General features: G+C 32.6%; 23 protein-coding genes. 11 read left to right on the top strand and 12 right to left on the bottom strand.

Features of this window, described 5'->3' with window-relative positions; translation table 11 throughout:
- Window positions 1–153: 153 nt before the first annotated feature.
- From EG814_RS06600 to EG814_RS06610, 3 genes are all read right to left on the bottom strand, one after another.
- Window positions 154–1,368: an RsmB/NOP family class I SAM-dependent RNA methyltransferase gene (locus EG814_RS06600; RefSeq protein WP_125720147.1), complete on the bottom strand. Its 1,215-nt coding sequence runs from the start codon at window positions 1,366–1,368 to the stop codon at window positions 154–156.
- Window positions 1,369–1,504: 136 nt separating this feature from the next.
- On the bottom strand, window positions 1,505–3,484 hold the full coding sequence (locus EG814_RS06605) for a KUP/HAK/KT family potassium transporter (RefSeq protein ID WP_125720149.1): 1,980 nt from the start codon (window positions 3,482–3,484) through the stop codon (window positions 1,505–1,507).
- A gap of 133 nt (window positions 3,485–3,617) precedes the next feature.
- Window positions 3,618–4,928 carry a hypothetical protein gene (locus EG814_RS06610; RefSeq protein WP_125720151.1) on the bottom strand — a complete coding sequence of 437 codons (1,311 nt, stop codon included), beginning with the start codon at window positions 4,926–4,928 and terminating at the stop codon, window positions 3,618–3,620.
- A gap of 250 nt (window positions 4,929–5,178) precedes the next feature.
- On the opposite strand from EG814_RS06610, the gene EG814_RS06615 reads away from it, so the two are divergent.
- Entirely contained in the window at window positions 5,179–6,240 is a 1,062-nt protein-coding gene (locus EG814_RS06615; protein WP_125720153.1) for a WD40/YVTN/BNR-like repeat-containing protein, read from the top strand.
- 72 nt (window positions 6,241–6,312) lie between these two features.
- Here the strand turns inward: EG814_RS06615 and EG814_RS06620 are convergent, their stop codons facing one another.
- From EG814_RS06620 to EG814_RS06635, 4 genes are all read right to left on the bottom strand, one after another.
- Window positions 6,313–6,771, bottom strand: coding sequence for a sensor of ECF-type sigma factor (locus EG814_RS06620; RefSeq protein WP_125720155.1), 459 nt, complete (start codon window positions 6,769–6,771; stop codon window positions 6,313–6,315).
- 38 nt (window positions 6,772–6,809) lie between these two features.
- Window positions 6,810–7,229, bottom strand: coding sequence for a hypothetical protein (locus EG814_RS06625; RefSeq protein WP_125720157.1), 420 nt, complete (start codon window positions 7,227–7,229; stop codon window positions 6,810–6,812).
- Between the two features lie 33 nt (window positions 7,230–7,262).
- Window positions 7,263–7,805, bottom strand: a complete 543-nt coding sequence (locus EG814_RS06630) for an RNA polymerase sigma factor (RefSeq protein ID WP_125720159.1) — start codon at window positions 7,803–7,805, stop codon at window positions 7,263–7,265.
- Window positions 7,806–7,882: 77 nt separating this feature from the next.
- Window positions 7,883–9,091: an SRPBCC family protein gene (locus EG814_RS06635; RefSeq protein WP_125720161.1), complete on the bottom strand. Its 1,209-nt coding sequence runs from the start codon at window positions 9,089–9,091 to the stop codon at window positions 7,883–7,885.
- 418 nt (window positions 9,092–9,509) lie between these two features.
- Between EG814_RS06635 and EG814_RS06645 the strand changes: the two genes are divergently transcribed.
- Window positions 9,510–9,890 (top strand): pyrophosphohydrolase domain-containing protein, encoded by a 381-nt coding sequence (locus EG814_RS06645; protein ID WP_125720165.1) that lies wholly within the window; start codon window positions 9,510–9,512, stop codon window positions 9,888–9,890.
- A gap of 229 nt (window positions 9,891–10,119) precedes the next feature.
- On the opposite strand, the gene EG814_RS06650 is transcribed toward EG814_RS06645, so the two are convergent.
- Complete coding sequence (locus EG814_RS06650) at window positions 10,120–11,190, bottom strand: branched-chain amino acid aminotransferase (RefSeq protein ID WP_125720167.1); 1,071 nt, start codon at window positions 11,188–11,190, stop codon at window positions 10,120–10,122.
- A gap of 308 nt (window positions 11,191–11,498) precedes the next feature.
- Here EG814_RS06650 and mnmD point away from each other — a divergent pair, with 308 nt between their 5' ends.
- Both mnmD and EG814_RS06660 read left to right on the top strand, forming a co-directional pair.
- Window positions 11,499–12,161 carry a tRNA (5-methylaminomethyl-2-thiouridine)(34)-methyltransferase MnmD gene (mnmD, locus tag EG814_RS06655; RefSeq protein ID WP_125720169.1) on the top strand — a complete coding sequence of 221 codons (663 nt, stop codon included), beginning with the start codon at window positions 11,499–11,501 and terminating at the stop codon, window positions 12,159–12,161.
- Window positions 12,162–12,328: 167 nt separating this feature from the next.
- Entirely contained in the window at window positions 12,329–12,526 is a 198-nt protein-coding gene (locus tag EG814_RS06660; protein WP_095928926.1) for a hypothetical protein, read from the top strand.
- 474 nt (window positions 12,527–13,000) lie between these two features.
- Here EG814_RS06660 and EG814_RS06665 read toward each other — a convergent pair whose 3' ends face one another.
- Window positions 13,001–13,942, bottom strand: coding sequence for a LysR substrate-binding domain-containing protein (locus EG814_RS06665; RefSeq protein WP_125720171.1), 942 nt, complete (start codon window positions 13,940–13,942; stop codon window positions 13,001–13,003).
- Window positions 13,943–14,049: 107 nt separating this feature from the next.
- Between EG814_RS06665 and EG814_RS06670 the strand changes: the two genes are divergently transcribed.
- From EG814_RS06670 to can, 4 genes are all read left to right on the top strand, one after another.
- Window positions 14,050–14,529, top strand: coding sequence for a Dps family protein (locus EG814_RS06670; RefSeq protein WP_125720173.1), 480 nt, complete (start codon window positions 14,050–14,052; stop codon window positions 14,527–14,529).
- A 122-nt stretch (window positions 14,530–14,651) separates the two neighbouring features.
- A complete protein-coding gene (locus EG814_RS06675) occupies window positions 14,652–14,933 on the top strand; it encodes a hypothetical protein (RefSeq protein WP_235830924.1) in 282 nt (93 codons plus the stop codon).
- 84 nt (window positions 14,934–15,017) lie between these two features.
- Window positions 15,018–16,658: a SulP family inorganic anion transporter gene (locus tag EG814_RS06680; protein WP_125720177.1), complete on the top strand. Its 1,641-nt coding sequence runs from the start codon at window positions 15,018–15,020 to the stop codon at window positions 16,656–16,658.
- Between the two features lie 119 nt (window positions 16,659–16,777).
- Window positions 16,778–17,413 (top strand): carbonate dehydratase, encoded by a 636-nt coding sequence (can, locus tag EG814_RS06685; protein ID WP_125720179.1) that lies wholly within the window; start codon window positions 16,778–16,780, stop codon window positions 17,411–17,413.
- Window positions 17,414–17,454: 41 nt separating this feature from the next.
- Here can and EG814_RS06690 read toward each other — a convergent pair whose 3' ends face one another.
- Both EG814_RS06690 and EG814_RS06695 read right to left on the bottom strand, forming a co-directional pair.
- Window positions 17,455–18,657: an LETM1-related biofilm-associated protein gene (locus EG814_RS06690; protein ID WP_125720181.1), complete on the bottom strand. Its 1,203-nt coding sequence runs from the start codon at window positions 18,655–18,657 to the stop codon at window positions 17,455–17,457.
- 108 nt (window positions 18,658–18,765) lie between these two features.
- The gene (locus EG814_RS06695) at window positions 18,766–19,293 is read right to left on the bottom strand and encodes a superoxide dismutase family protein (RefSeq protein WP_125720183.1); all 528 of its coding nucleotides are present in this window, start codon (window positions 19,291–19,293) and stop codon (window positions 18,766–18,768) included.
- A 212-nt stretch (window positions 19,294–19,505) separates the two neighbouring features.
- Between EG814_RS06695 and EG814_RS06700 the strand changes: the two genes are divergently transcribed.
- The 3 genes from EG814_RS06700 (at window position 19,506) to EG814_RS06710 (ending at window position 21,077) form a co-directional block, all read left to right on the top strand.
- Complete coding sequence (locus tag EG814_RS06700) at window positions 19,506–19,931, top strand: META domain-containing protein (RefSeq protein WP_206430290.1); 426 nt, start codon at window positions 19,506–19,508, stop codon at window positions 19,929–19,931.
- A gap of 4 nt (window positions 19,932–19,935) precedes the next feature.
- Complete coding sequence (locus tag EG814_RS06705) at window positions 19,936–20,448, top strand: DUF4251 domain-containing protein (RefSeq protein WP_125720185.1); 513 nt, start codon at window positions 19,936–19,938, stop codon at window positions 20,446–20,448.
- A gap of 143 nt (window positions 20,449–20,591) precedes the next feature.
- Window positions 20,592–21,077 carry a hypothetical protein gene (locus EG814_RS06710; protein ID WP_125720187.1) on the top strand — a complete coding sequence of 162 codons (486 nt, stop codon included), beginning with the start codon at window positions 20,592–20,594 and terminating at the stop codon, window positions 21,075–21,077.
- 73 nt (window positions 21,078–21,150) lie between these two features.
- Here the strand turns inward: EG814_RS06710 and EG814_RS06715 are convergent, their stop codons facing one another.
- Window positions 21,151–22,245: a glycoside hydrolase family 18 protein gene (locus EG814_RS06715; protein ID WP_125720189.1), complete on the bottom strand. Its 1,095-nt coding sequence runs from the start codon at window positions 22,243–22,245 to the stop codon at window positions 21,151–21,153.
- Window positions 22,246–22,476: the final 231 nt, after the last annotated feature.

Genomic DNA, 22,476 nt, shown 5'->3' on the forward strand with positions numbered 1-22,476 from the left:
AATGCTTTGAGTTAGAATTTTGTCAAAGTTTTAAACTTTGGAAAAGTTGAACTGAAAAATAAAAAATCCCAAATTTCAATAACTCAGATTGAAATTTGGGATTTTAATTCCAAGAAGATTGGAATTTGGAATTTAAAATATTGGAATTTAAATTTATTTTTTACGTTCCATTAGCGCCATATAGAATCCATCAAAACCAGATTCTGAAGCCAACATTTTACGATCTTCAACAAAAGTAAACTGTTTTCCGATTTCTGTTTTTAAGAATTTTTCCACCTGCTCTTGATTTTCTGATGGTAAAACAGAACAAGTTGCGTAAACCAATTTTCCTCCTGGTTTTACAATTTTAGAATAGCTTTCTAAAACCTCGCTCTGAACTTTACGAATGTTGTCGATAAATTCTGGCTGTAATTTCCATTTAGAATCTGGATTTCTTTTTAAAACACCTAATCCGCTGCAAGGCGCATCGATTAAAACACGATCTGCTTTTTCGTGCAGTTTTTTAATCACTTTTGTGCTGTCGATGATGCGGTATTCGATATTAAAAGCTCCGTTTCTTTTAGCTCTCAATTTTAATTGCTTCAATTTACTTTCATACAAGTCCATTGCAATCAATTGTCCTTTGTTTTCCATCAAAGAAGCCATGTGCAATGTTTTTCCTCCTGCACCTGCACAAGTATCTACCACGCGCATTCCCGGTTTTACGTCTAGAAAACCTGCAACCAATTGTGAATTGGCATCTTGAACTTCAAATAAACCTTGTTTAAAAGCGTCTGTTAAAAATACATTCGCTCTTTCTTTTAAAACAAGAGCTTCTGGTTGGTCTTTTAAATATTCTGTTTCAATATTTAAATCCATTAATGTATTTCTAAGGCTTTCTTTGGTTCCTTTTAAAGTGTTTGTTCTCAAAATAACTTTTGCAGGCTGATTTTGAGCAGCAATTTCTTTAGACCAAACTTGTTCGCCTAATTCTTTTACTCCCAATTCATCCATCCAATCTGGAATAGATTCTTTTAAAGCTCTGTTTTTAGATAATTCGTCAAAACGGCCTTTGATTTTTCTTTCCGGAGTTCCTTCTAATTGTCTCCAATCTGGAATTGGATAACCACGTAAAACAGCCCAAACGGCAAACATTCTCCATAGATTGTCTCTGTCGTAAGGTTCTTTTACTTCGGCAATTTCAGCGTATAATCGTTTCCAACGAACTATTTCGTATATTGTTTCAGCAACAAACTTCCTATCTGAGCTTCCCCAGCGCTTGTCTTTTTTTAATGCTCTTGCTACCACTTTATCTGCATATTCTCCTTCGTTAAAAATAGCATTTAACGAATCTATGGTAGTATAAACTAAATTTCTGTGTAATCTCATTTTATGTATTTGAAGTGCAAAGGTACTATTAATTGATTGAAAGTTAAATTTTTAATATCGAATCTTATTCTGACTCTCATTAAAAGAAAAAAAAACACTCTAATTTAGAGTGTTTTTTATGAATATATCTTGAAATTTATTCTTTAGGAATAATTCTCGTTAATCCAATATTTTCTGGAGCATGAAGCACCATTGGGAATTTCTCTACTTTAACAGAACTGCTGTCTAAGCCAAAAGCTCTTTCTTCAGACAAACTCAGTTTTTTAATAAAGAAATACGAATTCATAATAATATTTTCGTGCCATCTTAGATCATTGTCGTTTGATAAGAATTTTTCAGACAATACAAATTTAAAGTCGCCAATAATATTGTTTTTGTTCAACGATTCGTAACGGCTCGTAATGTCCACTTCGCCACGTTTTACCATATCTTTAATAACTTCTCTAAACATTAAATTGATTTTAGTTGGTTCTCTAAAACCTAAATTAAAGTCAATTCTGTAGATGTCGTCTTTTGCGATTTCGGTTACTTTATATTGTGTTTTATAAGGTTCAGTCAAAATATTAACGTGAACAAACCAATAAATATCAGCTCTTTTCGGACGTTTTTGAAGAATTGAGTAAATTACTTTTTCCTCTAGCTCATCCACACGATTTGCATTAGTCATATAAACCAAGTGCGTAGCATATTTCGGAATCGATAAATCTTGGCTTAATTCTACTAAAACTTGTTTGTAATCATCAATTTTAACCACTTTCGTGTAGTTTTTGTTGATTTTCTTAGCCAAATACCAGATTGTCATTACAGAAATCAATAAACTCGCAATTATTAAAGTTACATAACCGCCTTCGGCAAATTTGGTAATATTAGCAAAAAGGAAGCTAAACTCAATCAATAAATAAATGGTGATAAGCGGTACCATGAAGTACAGTTTTACACGTTTCATGATTAAGTAATAGTTGAGCAAAATGGTTGTCATAATCATACATAAGATAATGGCAAGACCATAAGCATGTTCCATATTTCCTGATTTTTCGAAATGTAAAACGATTCCAACACAGCCAAAAAACAATAACCAGTTAATTGACGGAATGTATAATTGACCTTTTACTTCTGTTGGGTATTTGATTTTTACTTTTGGCCAGAAATTCAGACGCATTGCTTCGTTAATCAAAGTAAACGAACCAGAAATAAGTGCCTGAGACGCAATTACAGCAGCAAGAGTTGCAACTACAATTCCGAATGGCAAGAACCAGTGTGGCATAATTAAGTAAAACGGATTTCCATTTTCTCCGCCCAATTGCTGTAATGTACTTCCTTCGTGGTGAATTAAATAAGCAGCTTGTCCAAAGTAGTTTAAAACTAATGTAGTTTTTACAAACATCCAGCTGATTCTGATGTTTTTTCTTCCGCAGTGTCCCATGTCAGAATACAAAGCTTCGGCTCCAGTTGTACATAAGAATACAAAACCAAGAACGAAGAAACCATCAGGATGTATCGATAATAAATGATAAGCGTAGTATGGATTAATCGCTTTAATTACTTCTGGATAATTAAGAACTTGAATTGTTCCTAAAGTTCCCAGCATAGCAAACCAGATTAGCATCATTGGGGCAAAGAATTTACCAACCAATTTGGTTCCGAATTGCTGAATTGTAAATAAAACGAATAAAATTGTAATTACTATGTATACAATAGTTTGCGTCTGCATAGTTGGGTAGAATGCCCTAATTCCTTCTACAGCAGATGAAATAGAGATCGGCGGGGTAATAATTCCGTCGGCGAGCAAGGCGCTTCCTCCAATAATGGCGGGCACTATAAGCCATTGAATTTTTGTTTTCTTGACCAATGCGTACAAGGCAAAAATTCCTCCTTCGCCGTGGTTGTCTGCACTTAAAGTAATAAGTACATATTTAATAGTAGTTTGTAATGTCAGCGTCCAAAATACACAAGAAATACCTCCTAAAACAATATCAGCATTTATCGTGTGATCGCCTAATATAGCCTTCATTACGTACAATGGAGAAGTACCAATATCTCCATAAATAATCCCTAAAGTAATCAATAAACCCCCAATAGACAACTTACTATGTAAGTTTTTATGCGATGCGCTCATGTATAGTTTTATAAAAAGACGGTTGCAAATTTACTGTTTTAAAACAAATTAGCAGCAATTATAATTAAAAAGATAAAAAAAAGCACAATCCTAAAATTGTGCTTTCCTTTTTGAATATTATATGATTGTAAAATTAACCTCTTCTACCGTTGCTTCTAGAACTTGATCCGCTTTCTCTTTGACTTTGTCCGCCTCTAGATTCTTGACTTGCCCTAGAAGTTTCTTGACTCATTCTTGGAGATTCAGAACGCTGACTTTGCTGCGGTCTCGCAGAATAATCTCTGCTTGAACTGCTAGATTGGTTTTGAGAATAACTTCTTGAACTTCTTTCAGCTCTTGGAGCAGATGACTCTCGATTAGAACTGCTTCTGGATGTGGTAGAAGAATTGCTATTTCCGTAATCTGCTCTCTGAGTAGTTTGCACTCTAGCAGTATTTTCTGCTCTTTGAGTGTTATTAGCTCTCGTTTGATAATCACGATTCGTGCTCCTTCCTGTATTTACAGTTTCAGTACTTCTTCCTGTAGAGTTGTAGCTTCTATTCGTATTTCCGTTTGCAGTATTGCTTCTGTCTACAGAGGATCTGCTTGTTGCACTTTTGTTTTCTGCATACGTTCTGTTCGAAGTTCTGTTATCAGTCGAAGTTGTTCTTCCTGTATAATTTCTGTTCGTGTTATACGTATTTCTACTTGTTTCTCTGCTAGCCACACGTCTCTGATCTAATTCGTATCGGTTTGTTGTGTTAGCGTGTCTTTCAGCAAAACTATAGTTCGGACGCATTCTTTCGTAACCGTATGTACGTCTTGTTTCGTAGATTGCTGGAGCTCTGTAGCTTCTTCTTACATTAACATAGTTGTAATTATTGTTAACATTAATATAAACATTTACATTGTTTCTATATCTGTAAATTGGATACGGATTCCATGCTCTGTAATACGTTGGGTAATAACCCCAATACCAAGTTGAGTAATAAGGTCTGTAATTGGTAACCCAAAAAGAAGTATAGATAACAGGAACTACGCTATACACCGGCTCATAAATATAATTTGCACCATATAAATAAGTATTACCCACAACCTGAACGCTTACTTTGTTGTAGTTGTCTCGCTCTACATCAATAGTAGCAATGTCTTGGTAAACATCACGATCCAAAACGGCTTGAATGATAATAACGTGAGTTCTGTTTTCAACACTTTCGATTACACGTAAGTAATCTACTTCATTGTCACCGTTAAGGTCAAGATTTGATATTTGATATTTAGGATCATTTAAACGTCTTTCAAAATCTTGAAGATTAGCAGATTCTCCAAACATCGAAGCAACAGCTCTTAAATCTAAGTTATCGCTTATATCTGAGTTTTTTGCGTAAACAGTAGTTTGACTTTGCGCTGAGCAAGAACCAAAAACTAAGGCTGATAATGCTATTAAAAGTAAATTCGCTTTCATGGCTAATTTGTATTAAATTATTTTGTGTTATGAGATATCCAATTACTGTGCCATAAAATTATTTTGCCAAAACCGATATTTTAAAATATTGATTATCAGTATTTTGTTTTTTAGTTAAAGAAATTGTATAAATTTTTTAAGTAAATAATTGTAAATGAATCATTAAATTTTCTTATAGAAAAAAAACGAAATTTAATTCGCCATGTGAGAATTAATTGTATTTTAGCAACACCCTAAATTTTTTATTTATATGAGAAAAGTATCGCTATTTTTTTGCATGTTTGTTTTGTTTGTATCCTTTAAAACATTCACAAATAAGAATAAAGCAAATTATGAAAATGGTTTTATAGCCATTCAAGTTGATACTTTATTTCAGGATAAAATTAGTATACGTGCTATCGTGATCGATAAAAATAAAATCTGGTACGGAGGAGATAATTCTCGTTTTGGATGTTTTGATTTAGATAAAAAAAAGAAATTCGAAGAGCATATTTACAAGGATACTTTAAAACTAGAATTTAGAAGCATAGCTCAGAATTCAAAAAATATTTTTCTGCTAAGTGTTGGAAATCCTGCATTATTATATCAAGTCTCTAAGAAAACAAATAAAGTAAAATTGGTTTACAAAGAAGTAAATCCGAAAGTGTTTTACGATAGCATGCAGTTTTGGAATGATAAAGAAGGAATTGCGATTGGAGATCCGACAGAAGATACTTTCTCAGTTATTATTACAAGAGACGGAGGAGAGACTTGGACAAAAGTATTATCTCATAAACTCCCAACAAATGCGCAAGGCGAAGCAGCTTTTGCAGCAAGTAATTCAAACATCGTAATTAAAGGAAATGATACTTGGCTGGTTTCTGGCGGAAAAAGATCTCGTGTGTTTTATTCTGGCGATAAAGGAAAAACTTGGAAAGCTGTAGAAACTCCAATCGTACAGGGAGAAGCAATGACAGGCATTTTTACGGCAGATTTCTACGATTCTAAGCATGGTTTTGCCGCAGGGGGAAATTATGACTCGCCAATGGAAAAAAAAGATAATAAAATTTTTACTAAAGATGGCGGAAAAACTTGGGAACTGATTGGTCAGAATCAAGGTTTTGGATATGCTTCTTGTGTGCAATACGTGCCAGGTGGCGGCGCGAAAGAATTGGTTTGTGTAGGTTCTGGCGGAATTCAGTATTCGCAGAACGGAGGAGAGACCTGGACAATGCTGTCCAGCGATACAAAACTGTTTACTATTCGATTTATTAATAGAAATACGGCAATTGCTGCAGGACACAATAAGATGCTTCGCATTCACTTTAAATAAAAAAAACAAGAACCCTAAATAATAAAGTAAGTATTATTATATAGGGTTCCTATCGCTGTTGTTTCGTTAAGTTTAATCTTTATTGGCTTTGTCTCGATATTGCTGTAATAACTTTCGATTAAAGTCATCTTCAGATTTTTTAAGCAGTAATATTTTTTTTGCAGGAAGCACTTTTTTCAGATTACTCATGTATTTTTCACGAAGCTGGTAAATTTCTTTATCGGTACTTTCTATTTGAGACAATAATGTTGTTGCTTCTTTATCAGAAAGATTCTTAAGATTGTCATCTTTTAGCTTTCTCAGATACGTTTTCATTTTTAAATACTTCAATTCGTATTGTTTATCATCATAAGCATTATAAATGGGCCAGAATTTTTCAGCTTCGGTTGAAGTCAATTCTAATTCTGTTGTTAAAAATGACACTTTAAAAGCCTTAATTTTTTCTCGCTTTTCATCAATTTTTCCATTTTGTGCAAAAATTGAAAAACTTGTCAGAAATAGCAGTAGTGGTAAAATGTTTTTTATTTTCATTGTTAAGCTAAGTTATTGAGTTGTTGAGTTAAGTTGATTTAATTTTGTTCTGAAATTAGATGTTCTATATTTGGACTTGCAACTAAGATATCTTCCAGTGTTTCGTCTTCTAGAGTAACATCGTTGCCTAATTTTTCAATATCGTTGTCATCCAAATTTTGTATTAAATCGTATTGGCTTATATTAGAATGATAAGATAAATAGTTCTCTAAAGTGGCTTCGTCCAGTTCATTTGAATTGGTTTTATAATGATTAACAATCGGAATTAGCAATGCAAAACCAATTACTGCAGCGGCCGCCAGAGAAATGATTTTTGTACGTTTATAAAAAGGAATTACCTTAACCTCTTTTTCGTTTAATTGCTGTAAAACCTTTTCTTGAAAAGTATCAAAATAATTTTCTGGAGCTTTAAAGCCAGATTTTATTTTGGGTTCGTTTTCTAATTTAAATGTTTTCATAATACTTATAAGATAGTTTTTGTTACAAAAGGTTTAATTTGATGTAACATATAATTCAATTTTTTTTACGGCATGATGATAAGAAGCTTTTAGAGCTCCAACAGATGTTCCTAAAATATCTGCAATTTCTTCGTATTTCAATTCTTCAAAATATTTCATTTTGAAAACCAATTGCTGTTTTTCTGGAAGTGTGACGATTGCTTTTTGAAGTTTGATCTGAATCTCATCTCCGTCAAAATAAAGATCGGCTTTTAAATTGTCGATCGTTTTATTTTGTAAAGCTTCAGATGTAATGCCGCTTAGTTTTGCTTTTTGCGATAAAAAAGTCAAAGCTTCGTTGGTGGCAATACGGTACATCCAGGAAAAAAGTTTGCTTTCTCCTTTAAAGTTTTTAAGATTTTGAAAGACTTTTACAAAAGTATTCTGCAATACATCGTCGGCATCATCATGATTCAAAACAATGTTTCGAATATGAGAATACAAAGGCCTCTGATAATCAGACAGGAGTTTTTGAAACGCAGAATTTTGCGTCTCAGGGGTTAATAATTGTTTTATAAATTCTTTCTCGTCTATCAAACTTTTTGTTTTGTAAACTTTTTTAAAGAAGTTAGACAGAATTTAAGGCAAAAGGTTTAATGCCGTTTTGAAATTATTTAAAATTCTGAATCTTCTTCTTGAGTAGCAGGTGTTTGTGCAGGAGCAGGAGTAGGAGCAGATTTGCGTTTTACAGGCTCTGTACGTGGCTGTTCTGTGCGAGGTTGTTCGGTACGCGGCTCACTTGGAGTTTCAGTAGTGCTAGTGTTTACAGGAGCGTAAGCAGGTTCTGCAGTGACAGGAACTACTTTTGGTTTTATTGGAAAATAAATTTCAGTTACCAATTTTGAAGAAGCTTTTACGTCCAATTTGCTTAGCGTTAGGATTTCAAGATGCGACCAGCTTAAATCTGGAATAATCTTTTCGTTGTTTATGTAAGCCGTTGTTTTGGCAATTGCTTCATTTCTATGAGAGTAGTCTCCGTTAAGAGTTGTTTTAACAGCATCAAAACCATTTAATTTTCCTGCTAAAATATCACTTCCAGAACTGGTTGAAATTTCTTTATTTATTGGTAAACAGATTGAAATTTTAGCTAAACCAGTTTTCGTATCATAAGTATGGTAAATAATGAATGGTTTTCCCATTGCAGATAATCCGTTGGTTTCACTAAACTGAATAAGTTTCGGAATTACAATTCTAGCATTTTTATTTACTTTGGCAATTTCGCTCGTAAAAGTCTGTTTGATGTAAGGTGTTTCTGTTTTCTTAACCACTCCATCTACTTTAACAGCATAAGTTTTAGTTTCGTAATCTAAATTTTTGTCAATATTAGCCAAACTTTTTTCATAAATAGTTCCAATAACTCTGTCCGAACCTCCATGAAGAGCAGTATATATTTTAAATAGAAAACTCATAGTTCCTTTTCCTTTCCAGGTAACTTTTGTTTTTCCGTTCAAAGTATCTTTTAAAGTCCAGTTTACATCGGCTTCGGTGCCGTCAAATTGCATTTTCTGCTCAATGCTTTCTCCCTCTTTTGTTTTAAGAATAATAGCATTTCCTTTTCCATCCGTGCCATCCCAATAATATGAAGCGCCATTTCCGCTCGTTTTATTAGCGTAATTCATTTTGATAGAAGGATCTTCTACAGACCATGATTCAAAATCTTCGTAATTTCTAAAGTCATTTAGGTAGTTATAAACCGTTGTGCGTGGCGAATTGATAACTTTACTTCTTTCTACAGAAAAATCACCTTTTTGTGTAGCAACAAAAACAGTAAGAGCAACAAAACTTAGTAACGCGAAAAGGAATAAATACTTTAGAATTTTCATGGCAGATTGTTTGGATTGGGTAAAGTTATAAATTTATCATGAGTCTTACTAATAACCCATAATTATTAGGTTTTATTTTATTGTAAGCAGAATAATTTATTTCTTTAGAAATATTTTAATTACAAACAAAAGCACAATAAAAAGCAGGAAAGCAAGGAGTACTTTGTAATTTCCTTTGTAGAAGACTTTGTGTAATTTCAGATCTTTTCGATAAGCAAAAATCATTATGATTACAAAAGCAATAAAAAAACACACTCCAAATAGTATTTGTCCTTGACTAAACATAGATATAAAAATTTTTAGCAAATTTAAAGATTTGTAAACGATTTGCTGCTAAATTGCCTTTTCATTTCGTTCAATAAATTTTCATATTTATACGAAAGAGACTTACATTAGCAAAAAAAAAGAAAACTACTATATGAGAAAACAACTCGATGCCGTAACCGAATTTCACACTGCTTTTAAAATTGGTCATAGTGCAACCCCAATTGCCGATGTAGGAGCAGAGAAAAAGTTGCTTCGTTACAATTTAATGAAAGAAGAAAATGAAGAATATTACGAAGCGGTTCAAAATAATGATTTAGTCGAAATTGCAGATGCACTTGGAGATATGATGTATATTTTGTGCGGAACGATTATCGAGCACGGACTTCAGGATAAAATTGAAGCTGTTTTTGATGAAATTCAGCGCAGTAATATGAGTAAATTGGGTCAAGACGGAAAACCAATTTATCGCGAAGATGGAAAAGTAATGAAAGGTCCGAATTATTTTAAACCTGATTTTTCGAAATTATTGTAATAAATAATTTTTAAACACATAGAAACATAGTTTTGAATTATGTAAAAGGCGTTTCACTTGCATAAATACACATAGCTATGTGTTAAAAACAAGTTTCTTTTGTACTCTTTTAAGGATCAAAAAAATCTATGTTTCTATGTGTTAAATATTATCTGACGATTAGAATATCAAATAAAAAACCCGATAAAATTAAATTTATCGGGTTTCTCTTTTTATTATCGGTTTTGGATTATTGAACTTTAACTGTCCATCCGTAAGTATCTTCAGAAAGTTTGTTTTGAAGACTTGTTAATTTTTCTTTTAAGAAAGAAGCATACGAATTTTCAATTGGCGCCATTTCAAAATATTCATCTTTATAAGAGAATCCTTTGATAACGCTGATAACTGCTGCAGTTCCAGCTCCGAAGATTTCTTTCAAAGATCCGTTTTTAGCTGCTTCAACTAATTCTGAAACAATTACTGGACGAACTTCTACTTTTAAACCTTCTTTTTCAGCCATTGCAATCAAACTTTTTCTAGTAACACCATCCAAAATTCTTTCGCTTGTTGGAGCTGTTAGTAAAGTATCATTAATTCTGAAGAAAACGTTCATTGTTCCCGCTTCTTCTAGTTTGGTGTGCGTTGCATCATCTGTCCAGATAACTTGTTGGAAACCGTCTTTGTTTGCCAAGTTAGTTGGATAAAATTGTGCTGCGTAGTTTCCAGCAGCTTTTGCAGCTCCGATTCCACCATTTGCCGCTCTACTGTAATGTTCAGCAATAATTACTTTTACTTCACCTCCATAATATGCTTTTGCAGGAGAAAGTAAAATCATAAATTTATATTCGTCAGAAGGATTTGCGATAACTCCAGGACCTGTCGCAATCATAAAAGGACGGATGTACATACTAGCTCCGTTTCCTCTCTGAATCCATTCTTGATCAATTTTCAATAATTCATTTAAACCATCCATAAAAATAGCTTCTGGAATTTCTGGCATTGCCATACGAACAGCAGAACTATTAAAACGTTTGTAGTTTTCATCTGGTCTAAACAACCAAATGTCGTTGCTTTCGTCTTTATAAGCTTTCATTCCTTCAAAAATAGCTTGTCCGTAATGGAAGACTTTTGAAGATGGATCCATCAAAATAGGAGCATAAGGCTTAATGACAGGATTTTGCCATTGCCCGTTTTTAAAATCGCATTCGAATAAATGGTCTGTAAATACAGCACCAAAACTTAAGTTCTCAAAATCTACTTCATTTATTTTTGTAGAAGTAGCTTTAATGATTTCAATTTTGCTCGTTTGAGTTGTACTCATAGTTATGTAAGTTTTTTGTGAGATATTTTCACTTTTATAAAATATAAAGTGATGATATCGTGTAAAATGGAATTTATTGAATGCAAAATTAAGTAAAAATATGTAAAATACTTAGCGAAAATTCATTATTTACTGGTTTTGACTGAGATTTATTTATCCTATAATAAACTCAAATTTTTAATTGGTTTTTATAAAGATTTTATGAAAAATCTATCAATTTTTAAGGCTTTACGCATTTGTTTTGACTAAATTTGAATATTAAAATGGCTTGAAAATCAATAAAAAGCCGTTGTTAAATTCTTAAAAAGGTGAAAAGAGAAATAATTAAAACGCTAGATGGCTCAACAACAATTCGTTTGCCAGAATGGGACGAATGTTATCATTCTAAACACGGTGCAATTCAGGAAGCAAAGCATGTTTTTATTAAAAATGGGCTTTCATTGTTTGACAATTCTATAAGTATATTAGAAATAGGTTTTGGAACTGGATTAAATGCTTTTATTACTTTTTTGGAATCGGTTAGAAAAGAACAAAATATAGATTATGTTGGAGTTGAAGCCTATCCTGTAGATCCTAATGAAATTTTAGAAATGAATTATGCCAAAGAACTGGAAGCATTGGAATATCATAACATTTTTGAAAAAATGCATAAAATAGCGTGGGACAAAAAAGCAGAAATTAGCAGCCGTTTCTCGTTAACCAAAAGGAAACAATTTTTTCACGAAATAAACGATTTTGAAATTTTTGATTTGATTTACTTTGACGCCTTCGGATTTAGAGTGCAACCGGAGCTTTGGAGTACCGAAATTTTTCAGAAAATGTACAATAGTTTAAAGCCAAATGGAGTTCTTGTGACTTATGCAGCTCGTGGAGTTGTTAAAAGAAGTATGATCGAAGTTGGATTTACAGTGGAAAAGTTAGCGGGGCCTCCAGGAAAACGAGAAATGTTTCGAGCTTTCAAAAAGGTTTAGAATGAGCTGTTTAGAATGATTCTAGATTGATTTATATGTTTTAAGAAAACGTATTCGTTGCTAAATTTTTTAAAATAATAAGTTAAAAATAGAAATTATGTTAGTTATTTGTTTAAATTTGGCTCGAGTTTAAAAAAATAGATAACCCCCGAAAATCTTATTTTATTATGTCAAAAATGATGTTTGATTACACGAAATCTATACTTGAGAGAGTTAGTTTCGATCCGATACTTTTCTGCAAAGAGTTAGAAAAAGCTATCAAAACACTGTTACCATACGAAATGGAACAATTGCAAGAGTGGTTACTGAATTTCGTAGTCGGAAAACCAGAATTAAAACAAAGTCTACAGTTAATTAAAGTATAAAGAAAGGAGCCAATTTGGCTCCTTTTTTATTGCTTTCTTTTTTGCTGAGTTTAACCGCAAAGAGCGCAAAGTTTTTTACGCAAAGAGCGCGAAGTTTTTTGGGTTATGATTAAAATGAGATGTTCGCAAAGCTTTGGGAATAAAGCTGTTTAGAAATTTGCTCGCAAAGGCGCGAAGTCGCAAAGTTTGTTTCACGCAGATCTCAGCAGATTTGCGCAGATCTAAAAGGATTTTATAAAATATGTACGCATATCTGCTGAGATCTTTTTAAATCTGCGTGAAATTTATTTGTATTCCTGAAAAAAAACTTTGCGCCTTCGCGCCTTTGCGATATTAAAAAACTCACTGCAAAATTCTCTGCGTACTCTGCGGTCAAAAACAAACCCACAGCTTGCGAACTTAATATATAGACATTTAATCTTGCAGTAAAAAAAATCTTAACATGCTTTGCGTTAAAAAACTAACCGCAAAGAGTTATTTCTTTTGCAACGGACTAATAATTTGAACATTTTGAAAAACAATTGCGCCTTTTACTACGCCAGCAATTGTAGATCGTAAAGCGTCAATGATTTGCATTTTTAATTCGCTTTTTGGGTAAATCAAACTTACTTCTCGAGCTGGTTTTGGTTCTTTAAAATTACGAAGTTTCAGCTTGTCAGATTCTTTTAAGTCTAAGGTGTGCAAGTACGGAAGTAATGTTGTGCCCAAACCTTCATCGGCTAATTTTATAAGCGTTTCAAAACTTCCGCTCTCAATCTGAAAATTATTTTGGTCAGATTCTGAAACTGTCTTGCAAAGATTTAGAATCCCATCTCTAAAACAGTGTCCATCCTGCAATAATAGAATTTCGTTTAAATTTAGATCAGCAACTTCAATTTCTTCTTTCTGGAAACTAGAATGATTTTCAGGGATATAAGCTACAAAAGGCTCGAAGTATAAAACGATTTCTTTTATTTTTTCGTCTTCAAGTGGTGTCGCAGCGATGGCGGCATCAAGATGTCCGTTTTTTAGTTTTAGAATAATTTCTTCTGTATTTAATTCTTCAATTAAGAGTTTTACTTTTGGATATTTCTTAATAAAATTGTTCAAGAACATTGGCAAAAGCGTAGGCATAATCGTTGGAATAATCCCTAAACGAAATTCTCCCCCAATAAAACCTTTCTGCTGTTCTACAATATCTTTAATACGATCTGCTTCGTTTACGATATTTTTTGCCTGATTTACAATCTTTTGTCCAATATCGGTTAGTTGGATCGGTTTTTTGCTTCTGTCGAAAATTAAAATATTAAGTTCTTCTTCAATTTTTTGTATTTGCATACTTAAAGTAGGCTGAGTCACAAAGCATTTTTCAGCAGCTAGTGTGAAGTTTTTATGTTCAGCGACTGCTAATACATATTGCAATTGAGTTATAGTCATATTGATAGTAATTTGTGATGCAAAAATAAGAAAATATAATTTTTATTTATGTTTATTTTATGAAAGTTACTCTAAATTTGTAGTAAATTAGTGTAAAAAATTAGATTATGAAGACAAATATTTTAGGCTTACCTGTAAAAGAATCAGAATTATTAGTAAAAGAACTGAATGTACTATTATCAAACTTTCAAGTGTATTATCAAAACTTAAGAGGAATTCACTGGAACATTCGCGGAAAACGTTTTTTTGATTTACATGTAAAATTCGAAGAACTATATACAGATGCTCAGTTAAAAATAGATATGATCGCCGAAAGGGTTTTAACAATTGGAGGAACGCCTTTGCATACTTTTGAAGATTATATCGAAAACAATAAATTAAAGGTTGGAAAGAATATTTCTAATGACGAAAAGGCGGTTCAATTAATCGTTCATTCTTTATCAGATTTATTGAAGATAGAAAGAGAAATATTGAACAAATCTGACGAAATTAATGATGAAGGAACCAATTCTATGATGAGTGACTTTATTTCTGAGCAGGAAAAAACAATTTGGATGATGAATGCTTGGCTAGAAGAAACGTTATAAAAGGTTGTTTTTTAATAAATTATAAGCAGAATGCAGTAAAAAATGCATTCTGCTTTTTTGTTTGTGTTAAATTTCTATCAAAATTTCTTTGATTTTATTTGTTTAACGCTATTTTTGTTTCAATGAAATTTGTAGCCCGCATATTATTATTCATATTTGTTGCCTTCTTATCGACCCCGACAATTGTTCAGGCGTTAAAGAAAGGGAATAGTACGGCTATATCTTTTAACATTGCAGAGGAAGAAGTGCATAAAGAACTTAAAAATGCAGTTCATCCGGCTATTCTAGAGCACGAAGTTGTAATTCCGGTTTATATCGAGAAAAAAACTATCATTTCTGAAAATATTGTTATGCTTGACAATATTTCTCCAAGCATATTTGCCCCTCCGCCAAATTTGGTATAATACTTCCGATTATTTTGATCTTTAGCTACGTCTCAATCTGAGATGGGGTAAATCTTTAATGAATAATTTTTTTAGTATTATATTATGACAAAAAAAATCAATCTTTTTGCCAACCTTAAATCTGATTTTGCTTCAGGTTTAGTGGTTTTCTTGGTGGCTCTTCCATTGTGTTTAGGTATTGCAATGGCTTCTGGAGCGCCATTATTTTCTGGAATTATTGCTGGTATTGTGGGCGGGATCATTGTAGGGTCTTTAAGCCAGTCGCATATTAGTGTATCGGGTCCAGCTGCTGGGTTAACAGCTATCATTTTAACCGCAATTACCGATTTAGGAGCTTTCGATGTATTTTTAATGTCTGTTTTTATTGCTGGATTAATTCAATTAGCATTAGGATTTTTAAAAGCAGGAAGTATATCGAATTATTTTCCGACAAATGTAATTGAGGGAATGTTGGCGGGTATCGGAATCATTATCATCTTAAAACAAATACCGCATGCTTTTGGTTATGATGCAGATTATGAAGGAGATCAGGCTTTTATTCAAAATGATGGAAGTAATACTTTTTCATTTTTGTTTGATGTTTTAAATCACATTCACTTAGGAGCTGTGGTAGTTTCTGCAGTTTCATTAGTAATTTTATTAGCGTGGGATAAAGTTGCATTTTTAAAAAGAATAAAATTGGTTCCAGGAGCTCTTGTTGCTGTTATTGCTGGTGTCGTTTTAAATGAAATATTTCTATCAACAGGAAGCACTTTGGCAATTGCAAAAGAACATTTGGTTTCTTTGCCAGTTCCAAAATCTTTTGATGATTTTAAGTCAATTATAATTATGCCAGACTTCACTGCTGTTACAAATCCGCAAGTTTGGGTAGTTGCTGTTACAATTGCCATTGTCGCTTCTATTGAAACGCTTTTATGTATTGAAGCTACTGATAGAATGGATGTGCAAAAACGTTACACCAATACCAATGTAGAGCTTAGAGCACAAGGAATTGGTAATGTCGTGAGTTCTCTTTTAGGAGGTTTGCCAATGACATCGGTAGTAGTGCGATCTTCTGCAAACAATAATGCAGGAGCAAAATCTAAACTTTCTGCTATTATTCACGGTATTCTATTATTGATAAGTGTATTATCAATTCCAATGATTTTGAATAAAATTCCATTGGCTACACTAGCCACTGTGTTGATTTTAGTTGGATATAAATTAGCAAAACCAGCAGCCTTTATGCATTTCTGGAAAAAGGGAAAATACCAGTTTGTCCCTTTTATCGCAACTTTGGTCTTTGTCGTTGCGACAGATTTGCTAAAAGGTGTTGCGTTGGGAATTATTATAAGTATTATATTCGTTTTAAGAGGAAACTTAAAAAGAGCTTATGTTTTCAAAAAAGAAGAATACGAAGATGGAGATATTATTCATATCGATCTAGCTCAAGAAGTTTCGTTTTTAAATAAAGCGGCAATAAAACAGACATTGGCCGAAATTCCAGAAAACTCAAAAGTTATTATTAATGCTCATGATACAGAATATATTTCTCATGATGTTCTAGATTTAATTCGTGAATTTAAAGAAACGCGAGCTCTTGATGAAAATATAAAAGTTAAGCTTAAAGGCTTTAAAGAAGCGTACGAACTTGAAAATACACCCGAAAATCATAATCATGTTACAATCGAACATTATTATGACGTGGCGAAGAGAGAGATGGTTCAAAAAGAAGTAGTTAGATAATAATAATTAAATTTAGATAATTTTAAGCCCATACAAACGTCAAAATTTAGGTAACTTTACACTAAGTTCTTTTTTGGAGACAATCGTAGCATTAGAAATTACCAACAAAAAATAAAGAAATGAGAAAATTTTATGAGCAGTTATTAGAAAACAATAAAAAATGGGTTGAAACTTCATTGGCAAAAGACCCAAATTATTTTGCTGATTTGGCTAAAGGACAGCAGCCACCATTATTATGGATAGGATGTTCTGACAGCCGTGTTCCTGCAAACGAAATTGTTGGTGCAAAACCAGGCGAAGTTTTTGTTCACCGTAATATAGCAAATATGGTTGTGCACTCTGATATGAATATGTTGAGTGTTCTGGATTATGCAGTAAATGTTTTGAAGATAAAACATATTATTGTTTGTGGTCACTATGGATGCGGAGGTGTTAAAGCAGCTATGGGAAATCAGTCAGTGGGAATTATTGATAACTGGCTTCGTCACATTAAAGATGAATATCGTTTACATGATAAATATTTAAATTCTATTGAAGACGAAACAGAACGTTTTAATGCTTTTGTTGAAATCAATGCTAAAGAACAGGTTTATAACTTGGCGAAAACATCAATTGTGCAGAATGCTTGGAAAAGTGGTCAAGATCTTATGCTTCATGGATGGGTTTACGGATTAAATTCTGGTTTTGTAACAGATTTAAATGTCACGATAAGTTCAAATGCTGAGCTTGATAATGTTTATCAATTAGATCTTTAATAGTTTTATAAAAAATCGCCCTTTTAAAAGGGCGATTTTTTTTATTCGTTTTCGTCTAAATTTTCATTAAATGCCGATGGCAGCATTGTTGGGATAAATTTAATTAATATAGGTAGCAGTAAACTTCCTCCCGGAAGCAAAAATATAGTCAACGATGGAATGGTTTTGCAAATATCCAAAAGCTGTTTTTTGACTTTCTTTTTCTCTTTGGCGTCCAAATCTCTCGTTGTAGAATAGGCGAGGAGAACCATCAATTCTTTACTCTGAACAATTTCTTTTATTAACCTGTTTTTGTTTCTAATAATCAGTTTGACAACGCTGTGTGTCATTTGATCATAAAAATGTTTTACAGGATTAGAGTAATTAAAATATGGAATTTTTGTTTTATGTGTTGTAATAAAAGCATTTGTTGTGTCCATGCTTTTGGTTACAAAATCGTCAGAAACGCCCATAGTCGAGCCTAAAGAATACAAAAAATAGGATTCCTCATTTTCGACAACTCCGTCACTCCATAAAGCCATTCCGGCCATATCTAGTAAATAAAATTGTTCCAGTTTATTGGTAAAGTAATCCAGATTTAACGTTTCTAAAGTCTCAACGGTAACTTTTGAAAATTTGGAATAACGTATAGAAGCTTCAAAAAGTTTAATTAAAAGATCGTCGTGCTGTGATTTAGCGGTTTTGGTTTTTAAAGCCAGCCCCACAATTCCTAGAACAGTTTCTTCAATTCTCTTTAAATATTTTTCAGGAATTTCTCCATGTTCTAAATATTGTCTGAAAGCCAAAACATCAATAAACAATAGTGCATTAGTGACTAAATGTGAAAAGTTTTTGCTGATAATGCTATCATTGGTTTGGACTCTCTGGTCGATAATGTTTTCTAGAGATAGAGATGGGGTGTCTTTTGGCAATAACATTTTAAACAAATTAAATCCTTCTGGATTCATCTGTTTGTAAAACTTTAAAACTTCTGAAATAAAATTTTGAGGTTCCGAATTTCTTTTCTCTAAGCAAAAAACATGATAGAGCGTATTCAGTAAAGCTACTTTAGAAATTTCGGTTTTAAACCATCCTTTTATCGGTATCGGAATTTGAGAATCGATTGCAATAATATGTCCATAGATAAATCCCGTTTCTCTTACTTTATAGTAAAACGAATCTACAGTTTCAAAAGGAATAGCTTCTGAAAACTTCTGTTCACTAAAAAACTTATCGATCCAGCCTGGTGCTGATGGGTTAATCATGGACTTAATTTTGCTGATGCAAAGCTATGTCTTTTTCTTGTTTTAGAATTCATTTTAAAATGAAATAACCACTAGATTTTGTTAAAAATAGTGGTTATTCCAATTTTCTTATTTAATAATTCCTGCACAAGCAACTCTTCCGCCTGCATCTCCGGTTGGCTGAGTGGTAAAATCATCTGCGCCTGAATGCACAATTAAACCTTTGCCAAGAACGTCTTTATTAGAATCTCCGCAACCTACGCACCATTCATCTGTTGTCAAAGTAATAGTTCCGTTACCTTTTGCGTCAGCAGTAAAGTTTCCGATATCGCCTTTATGGTATTCTGCAACTCCCCATTTTCCATGTTTTTTGAAAGTTGGATTCCAGTGTCCACCAGCAGAACTTCCGTCTGCAGCAGTACAATCTGCTTTTTCGTGAATGTGGATGGCGTGAACTCCAGGCTCTAATCCAGTTACTTTTGCTGTAAAAGTTACTTTACCGTTTTTTTCGACAAAAGTAGCAGTTCCGGCAACTTTACTATTGCTTTTTGGTTCTAATGCAACAGTTAATGTTTTTGCATCGTTTGATTTTGTATTGGTCTTACAGCCAATTACTAAGGCGGTAAGTATAGCGAAAGAAACAATTAGTTTTTTCATGTTTACGGTCATTTTAGTTAAAGATTAAGTAAATTTAACATAAAATAACCGAATTGATTAACTCAAAAAGTTAAAAAAAAGTCAAACTATACGGTATAATTTAATATTGATTGAGTTCAAAACCGAAAATATTGCTTAAATTCGTAAAGGTTTTTAACGAATAATTTCTGAAGCCAATTTGTCTAATTCGCTCACATTTAATTCTTAATGTTATGATGAAAAAGATTTTTACCCTCGTTTTTTTTAGTTTGGTTTTATTTTCCTGTAAGTGTAAAAAAGTAGATTCAGTTTCTAAACTGGACGGAACTTGGGAGCTCAATTATATTTCGGGTCCACGAATAGCTTTTGATGGATTATATCCAAATAAAAAGCCTACCATAAATTTTGATACAAAAGAAAATAGAGTTTCTGGAAACAATAGCTGTAATTCCTATACAGGAAAACTCAATGTAACTGGAAACACAATTGACTTTACACAGCCAATGGCAGTCACCAAAATGATGTGTCTCGATGGTCAGGGCGAGCAGACTTATATGAGTACGCTGGAAAAAATTACATCATACGATATTACAGACTATGGCAAAACGCTGAATTTTATTTCTGGAGATATTGCAATGATGCGTTTTACAAAAAAGTAATTTTATGAAAACTACCGTATCTTTTTTCCTCTTACTGATAAGTTTTGTAAGTTTCTCCGTTTCTGGACAAGAAAAAACAAAAAAAGAACTCAAACAAGAGAGAGAATTAAAAAGACAAAATGAAATAAAAGCACTTATAGATGCTCAAGATTTTGTTTTTGAAGCTCAAAAAACTACTCCACAGAGCGGAAGATTAATTCAGCTAGATTATAATACTTATTTTTTAAAATTTAAAGCAGATACTGTAACATGCGATCTTCCTTTTTTTGGACGTGCTTATAATATTGGATACAATAGTGATGGCGGAATAAAATTTGAAGGTAAGCCCGAAAATATTAAAATTGAAAATAAAAAGAATAATACAAACCTAAAAGCAACAGTAAGAGGAAAAACTGATGTTTACGATTTAATGTTTTCTATTTTTTATAACGGAAGCGCAACGCTTTCTGTTACCAGCAATAATAGAGCCCCGATTAATTACGATGGAATAATTTACGCTCCAAAAACTAAAGAATAAAAATTATAAGTTCCGTTTTTTTGAAGTCTAATTTCTAGTTATGCAGTTTATTCATTTTGTAACTCGATTAGAAATTAACGTTTTAAAATCAATATATAATTGAGTATGCATATATTTTTAAAAACAAATTTAAAATTAAAACTATGAAAAAATTAAGTCTTATTCTTATTATGGTGGCAGCCTCGTTTTCATCTTATGCGCAGTCTTCTTATAAAGAAGATTTAGAAGTGGTACAAAGTGTGTATGGAAAATCAAAAAGCGAACTCGTAAAGCAATACATGAATTTATCTGATGCGCAAGCCACAGCTTTTACTAAAGTTTACGATAATTACGAAGCATCTCGTAAAACGTTAGGGCAGACAAAGTTTCAATTGATAAATGATTATGCAGCAAATTATGAAACGCTAACCGATGCTAAAGCTGACGAATTGGCTAAAGCTACTTTGAAAAACCATATTGATTATGAGAAGCTTTATTCTAAAACATATAATCAGGCAAAAAAAGCGATTGGTTCTATAAATGCGGCGAAGTTTATCCAGCTTGAAGTTTATCTTCAAACAATAATTAGAAGCGAAATTTTAGAAGCTATTCCGTTTATTGGAGAATTGGATAAAACAAAAGTGAATTAATTTCTTTTTAGTTATAAAATAAACGGGAGCCATCTAAATGATACCTCCCGTTTTTTTATGCTTTTTATTTTACTTATTTACCAGTTTTAACTTTGTAAATCTCATTTACCATTCCATCACGGAAACTGTCCAAAGTAAGTTCCCAGAACATGATTCCGCCTAATTTCTTCGTTTTCGCATATTCCGCTTTCGCTTTGATAGATCTTAAATCGTCAGATGTTGCAAAAGTTTTTGTTCCAGCATTGTACCAGTATGGAGCTTGGGCTTTTTCGTCATAGAAATATTTCCAGCCGTTTGCTTCTGTATAAGTTGTAGCATAATTTTTAAAATCAACACCTTGGAAGTGTTCTCCAGCTTGATACAGTCCATTATTGATGTTTTCTACATTTTTCCATTGTCTAGTATAAAATGCACCTCCAATAACTAGTTTTTCAGCAGGAACGCCTGCTTTTAATAAAAATTCAACGGCTCTATTTGTAGACTCTTCTTTCGGATTTGTACTATATAATGGAGTATGATGTCCTGTAACTTTCGAATATCCGTTTACTAAATCGTAACTCATAATATTAATACGATTTACAAATGGAGCAACAGCTTTCCAGTCGATAGATTCATCTAAACATTTTTGAAAACCCCCTGCAGCAAAACTCAATTCATATTTTTTACCTAATGTAGAACGTAATATTTTAATCAGTTCAGTAAAATTAGGCTTGTCAGCAGGTTGGTATAAATGTCCTGGAAGCCCTTCAATTGATGGATATTCCCAATCTAAATCTAAACCGTCCACTTTATAAGAATCGCTTAATGCTTTTACTGATTTTGCAAATTTCAATCTTCCTTCAGCAGTAGAAAAAGCTTCTGAGCAAGGCTCGCAGCCGCCCCAGCCACCAAGTGAAACGATAATCTTTAATTGTGGATTTTTCGCTTTAAGCGAAACTAATTTTTTAATCGTAATAGAATCTTTAGGAGAATCTACAGCTAGTTTTCCGTCTTTTAAATGACAAAAACTAAATATGATTTGGTTCAGTTTATTGACTTCGTATTTGTCAATTAAATCAGCATCGCCTGTGTAATAAGCAATAATGTCCATTTTTTTGTTTTTCTGTGCAAAAATATTGCAGCTTGCTATGCACAAAAAGAAAAGGGCAATTAGGTTAATTTTTTTCATATTATGTTGTTTTTAGTTTTTTAGAATGCTAAAAGTAAAGTATAAATTTGATATTCGCTATTACAGATAACTTTAAGATACAATTTTAACGATTTTTTTGCAAATTCATGCAAAAATATTGCGGTCTGAATTTTAAACCATATAAGTATATAAGTTCATTTATTTTTTAACCGCAAACATACGTAAAGATTGTTACAGTAGAGACGCACCGCAGTGCGTCTACGCAAAGTA

The organism is Flavobacterium ustbae (assembly GCF_003946915.1).
Lineage (GTDB): Bacteria > Bacteroidota > Bacteroidia > Flavobacteriales > Flavobacteriaceae > Flavobacterium > Flavobacterium ustbae.

Bases quoted from the DNA above. Each gene is read 5' to 3' on its own strand.
- EG814_RS06690 (WP_125720181.1), bottom strand. From the start codon at position 18,657: ATGATTAACCCATCAGCACCAGGCTGGATCGATAAGTTTTTTAGTGAA.
- EG814_RS06610 (WP_125720151.1), bottom strand. From the start codon at position 4,928: ATGAAAGCGAATTTACTTTTAATAGCATTATCAGCCTTAGTTTTTGGT.
- EG814_RS06660 (WP_095928926.1), top strand. From the start codon at position 12,329: ATGTCAAAAATGATGTTTGATTACACGAAATCTATACTTGAGAGAGTT.
- EG814_RS06680 (WP_125720177.1), top strand. From the start codon at position 15,018: ATGACAAAAAAAATCAATCTTTTTGCCAACCTTAAATCTGATTTTGCT.
- EG814_RS06635 (WP_125720161.1), bottom strand. From the start codon at position 9,091: ATGAAAATTCTAAAGTATTTATTCCTTTTCGCGTTACTAAGTTTTGTT.
- EG814_RS06615 (WP_125720153.1), top strand. From the start codon at position 5,179: ATGAGAAAAGTATCGCTATTTTTTTGCATGTTTGTTTTGTTTGTATCC.
- EG814_RS06650 (WP_125720167.1), bottom strand. From the start codon at position 11,190: ATGAGTACAACTCAAACGAGCAAAATTGAAATCATTAAAGCTACTTCT.
- EG814_RS06665 (WP_125720171.1), bottom strand. From the start codon at position 13,942: ATGACTATAACTCAATTGCAATATGTATTAGCAGTCGCTGAACATAAA.
- EG814_RS06645 (WP_125720165.1), top strand. From the start codon at position 9,510: ATGAGAAAACAACTCGATGCCGTAACCGAATTTCACACTGCTTTTAAA.
- EG814_RS06700 (WP_206430290.1), top strand. From the start codon at position 19,506: ATGATGAAAAAGATTTTTACCCTCGTTTTTTTTAGTTTGGTTTTATTT.
- EG814_RS06605 (WP_125720149.1), bottom strand. From the start codon at position 3,484: ATGAGCGCATCGCATAAAAACTTACATAGTAAGTTGTCTATTGGGGGT.
- EG814_RS06675 (WP_235830924.1), top strand. From the start codon at position 14,652: ATGAAATTTGTAGCCCGCATATTATTATTCATATTTGTTGCCTTCTTA.
- EG814_RS06620 (WP_125720155.1), bottom strand. From the start codon at position 6,771: ATGAAAATAAAAAACATTTTACCACTACTGCTATTTCTGACAAGTTTT.
- EG814_RS06695 (WP_125720183.1), bottom strand. From the start codon at position 19,293: ATGAAAAAACTAATTGTTTCTTTCGCTATACTTACCGCCTTAGTAATT.
- EG814_RS06715 (WP_125720189.1), bottom strand. From the start codon at position 22,245: ATGAAAAAAATTAACCTAATTGCCCTTTTCTTTTTGTGCATAGCAAGC.
- EG814_RS06705 (WP_125720185.1), top strand. From the start codon at position 19,936: ATGAAAACTACCGTATCTTTTTTCCTCTTACTGATAAGTTTTGTAAGT.
- EG814_RS06710 (WP_125720187.1), top strand. From the start codon at position 20,592: ATGAAAAAATTAAGTCTTATTCTTATTATGGTGGCAGCCTCGTTTTCA.
- can (WP_125720179.1), top strand. From the start codon at position 16,778: ATGAGAAAATTTTATGAGCAGTTATTAGAAAACAATAAAAAATGGGTT.
- EG814_RS06600 (WP_125720147.1), bottom strand. From the start codon at position 1,368: ATGAGATTACACAGAAATTTAGTTTATACTACCATAGATTCGTTAAAT.
- EG814_RS06625 (WP_125720157.1), bottom strand. From the start codon at position 7,229: ATGAAAACATTTAAATTAGAAAACGAACCCAAAATAAAATCTGGCTTT.
- EG814_RS06670 (WP_125720173.1), top strand. From the start codon at position 14,050: ATGAAGACAAATATTTTAGGCTTACCTGTAAAAGAATCAGAATTATTA.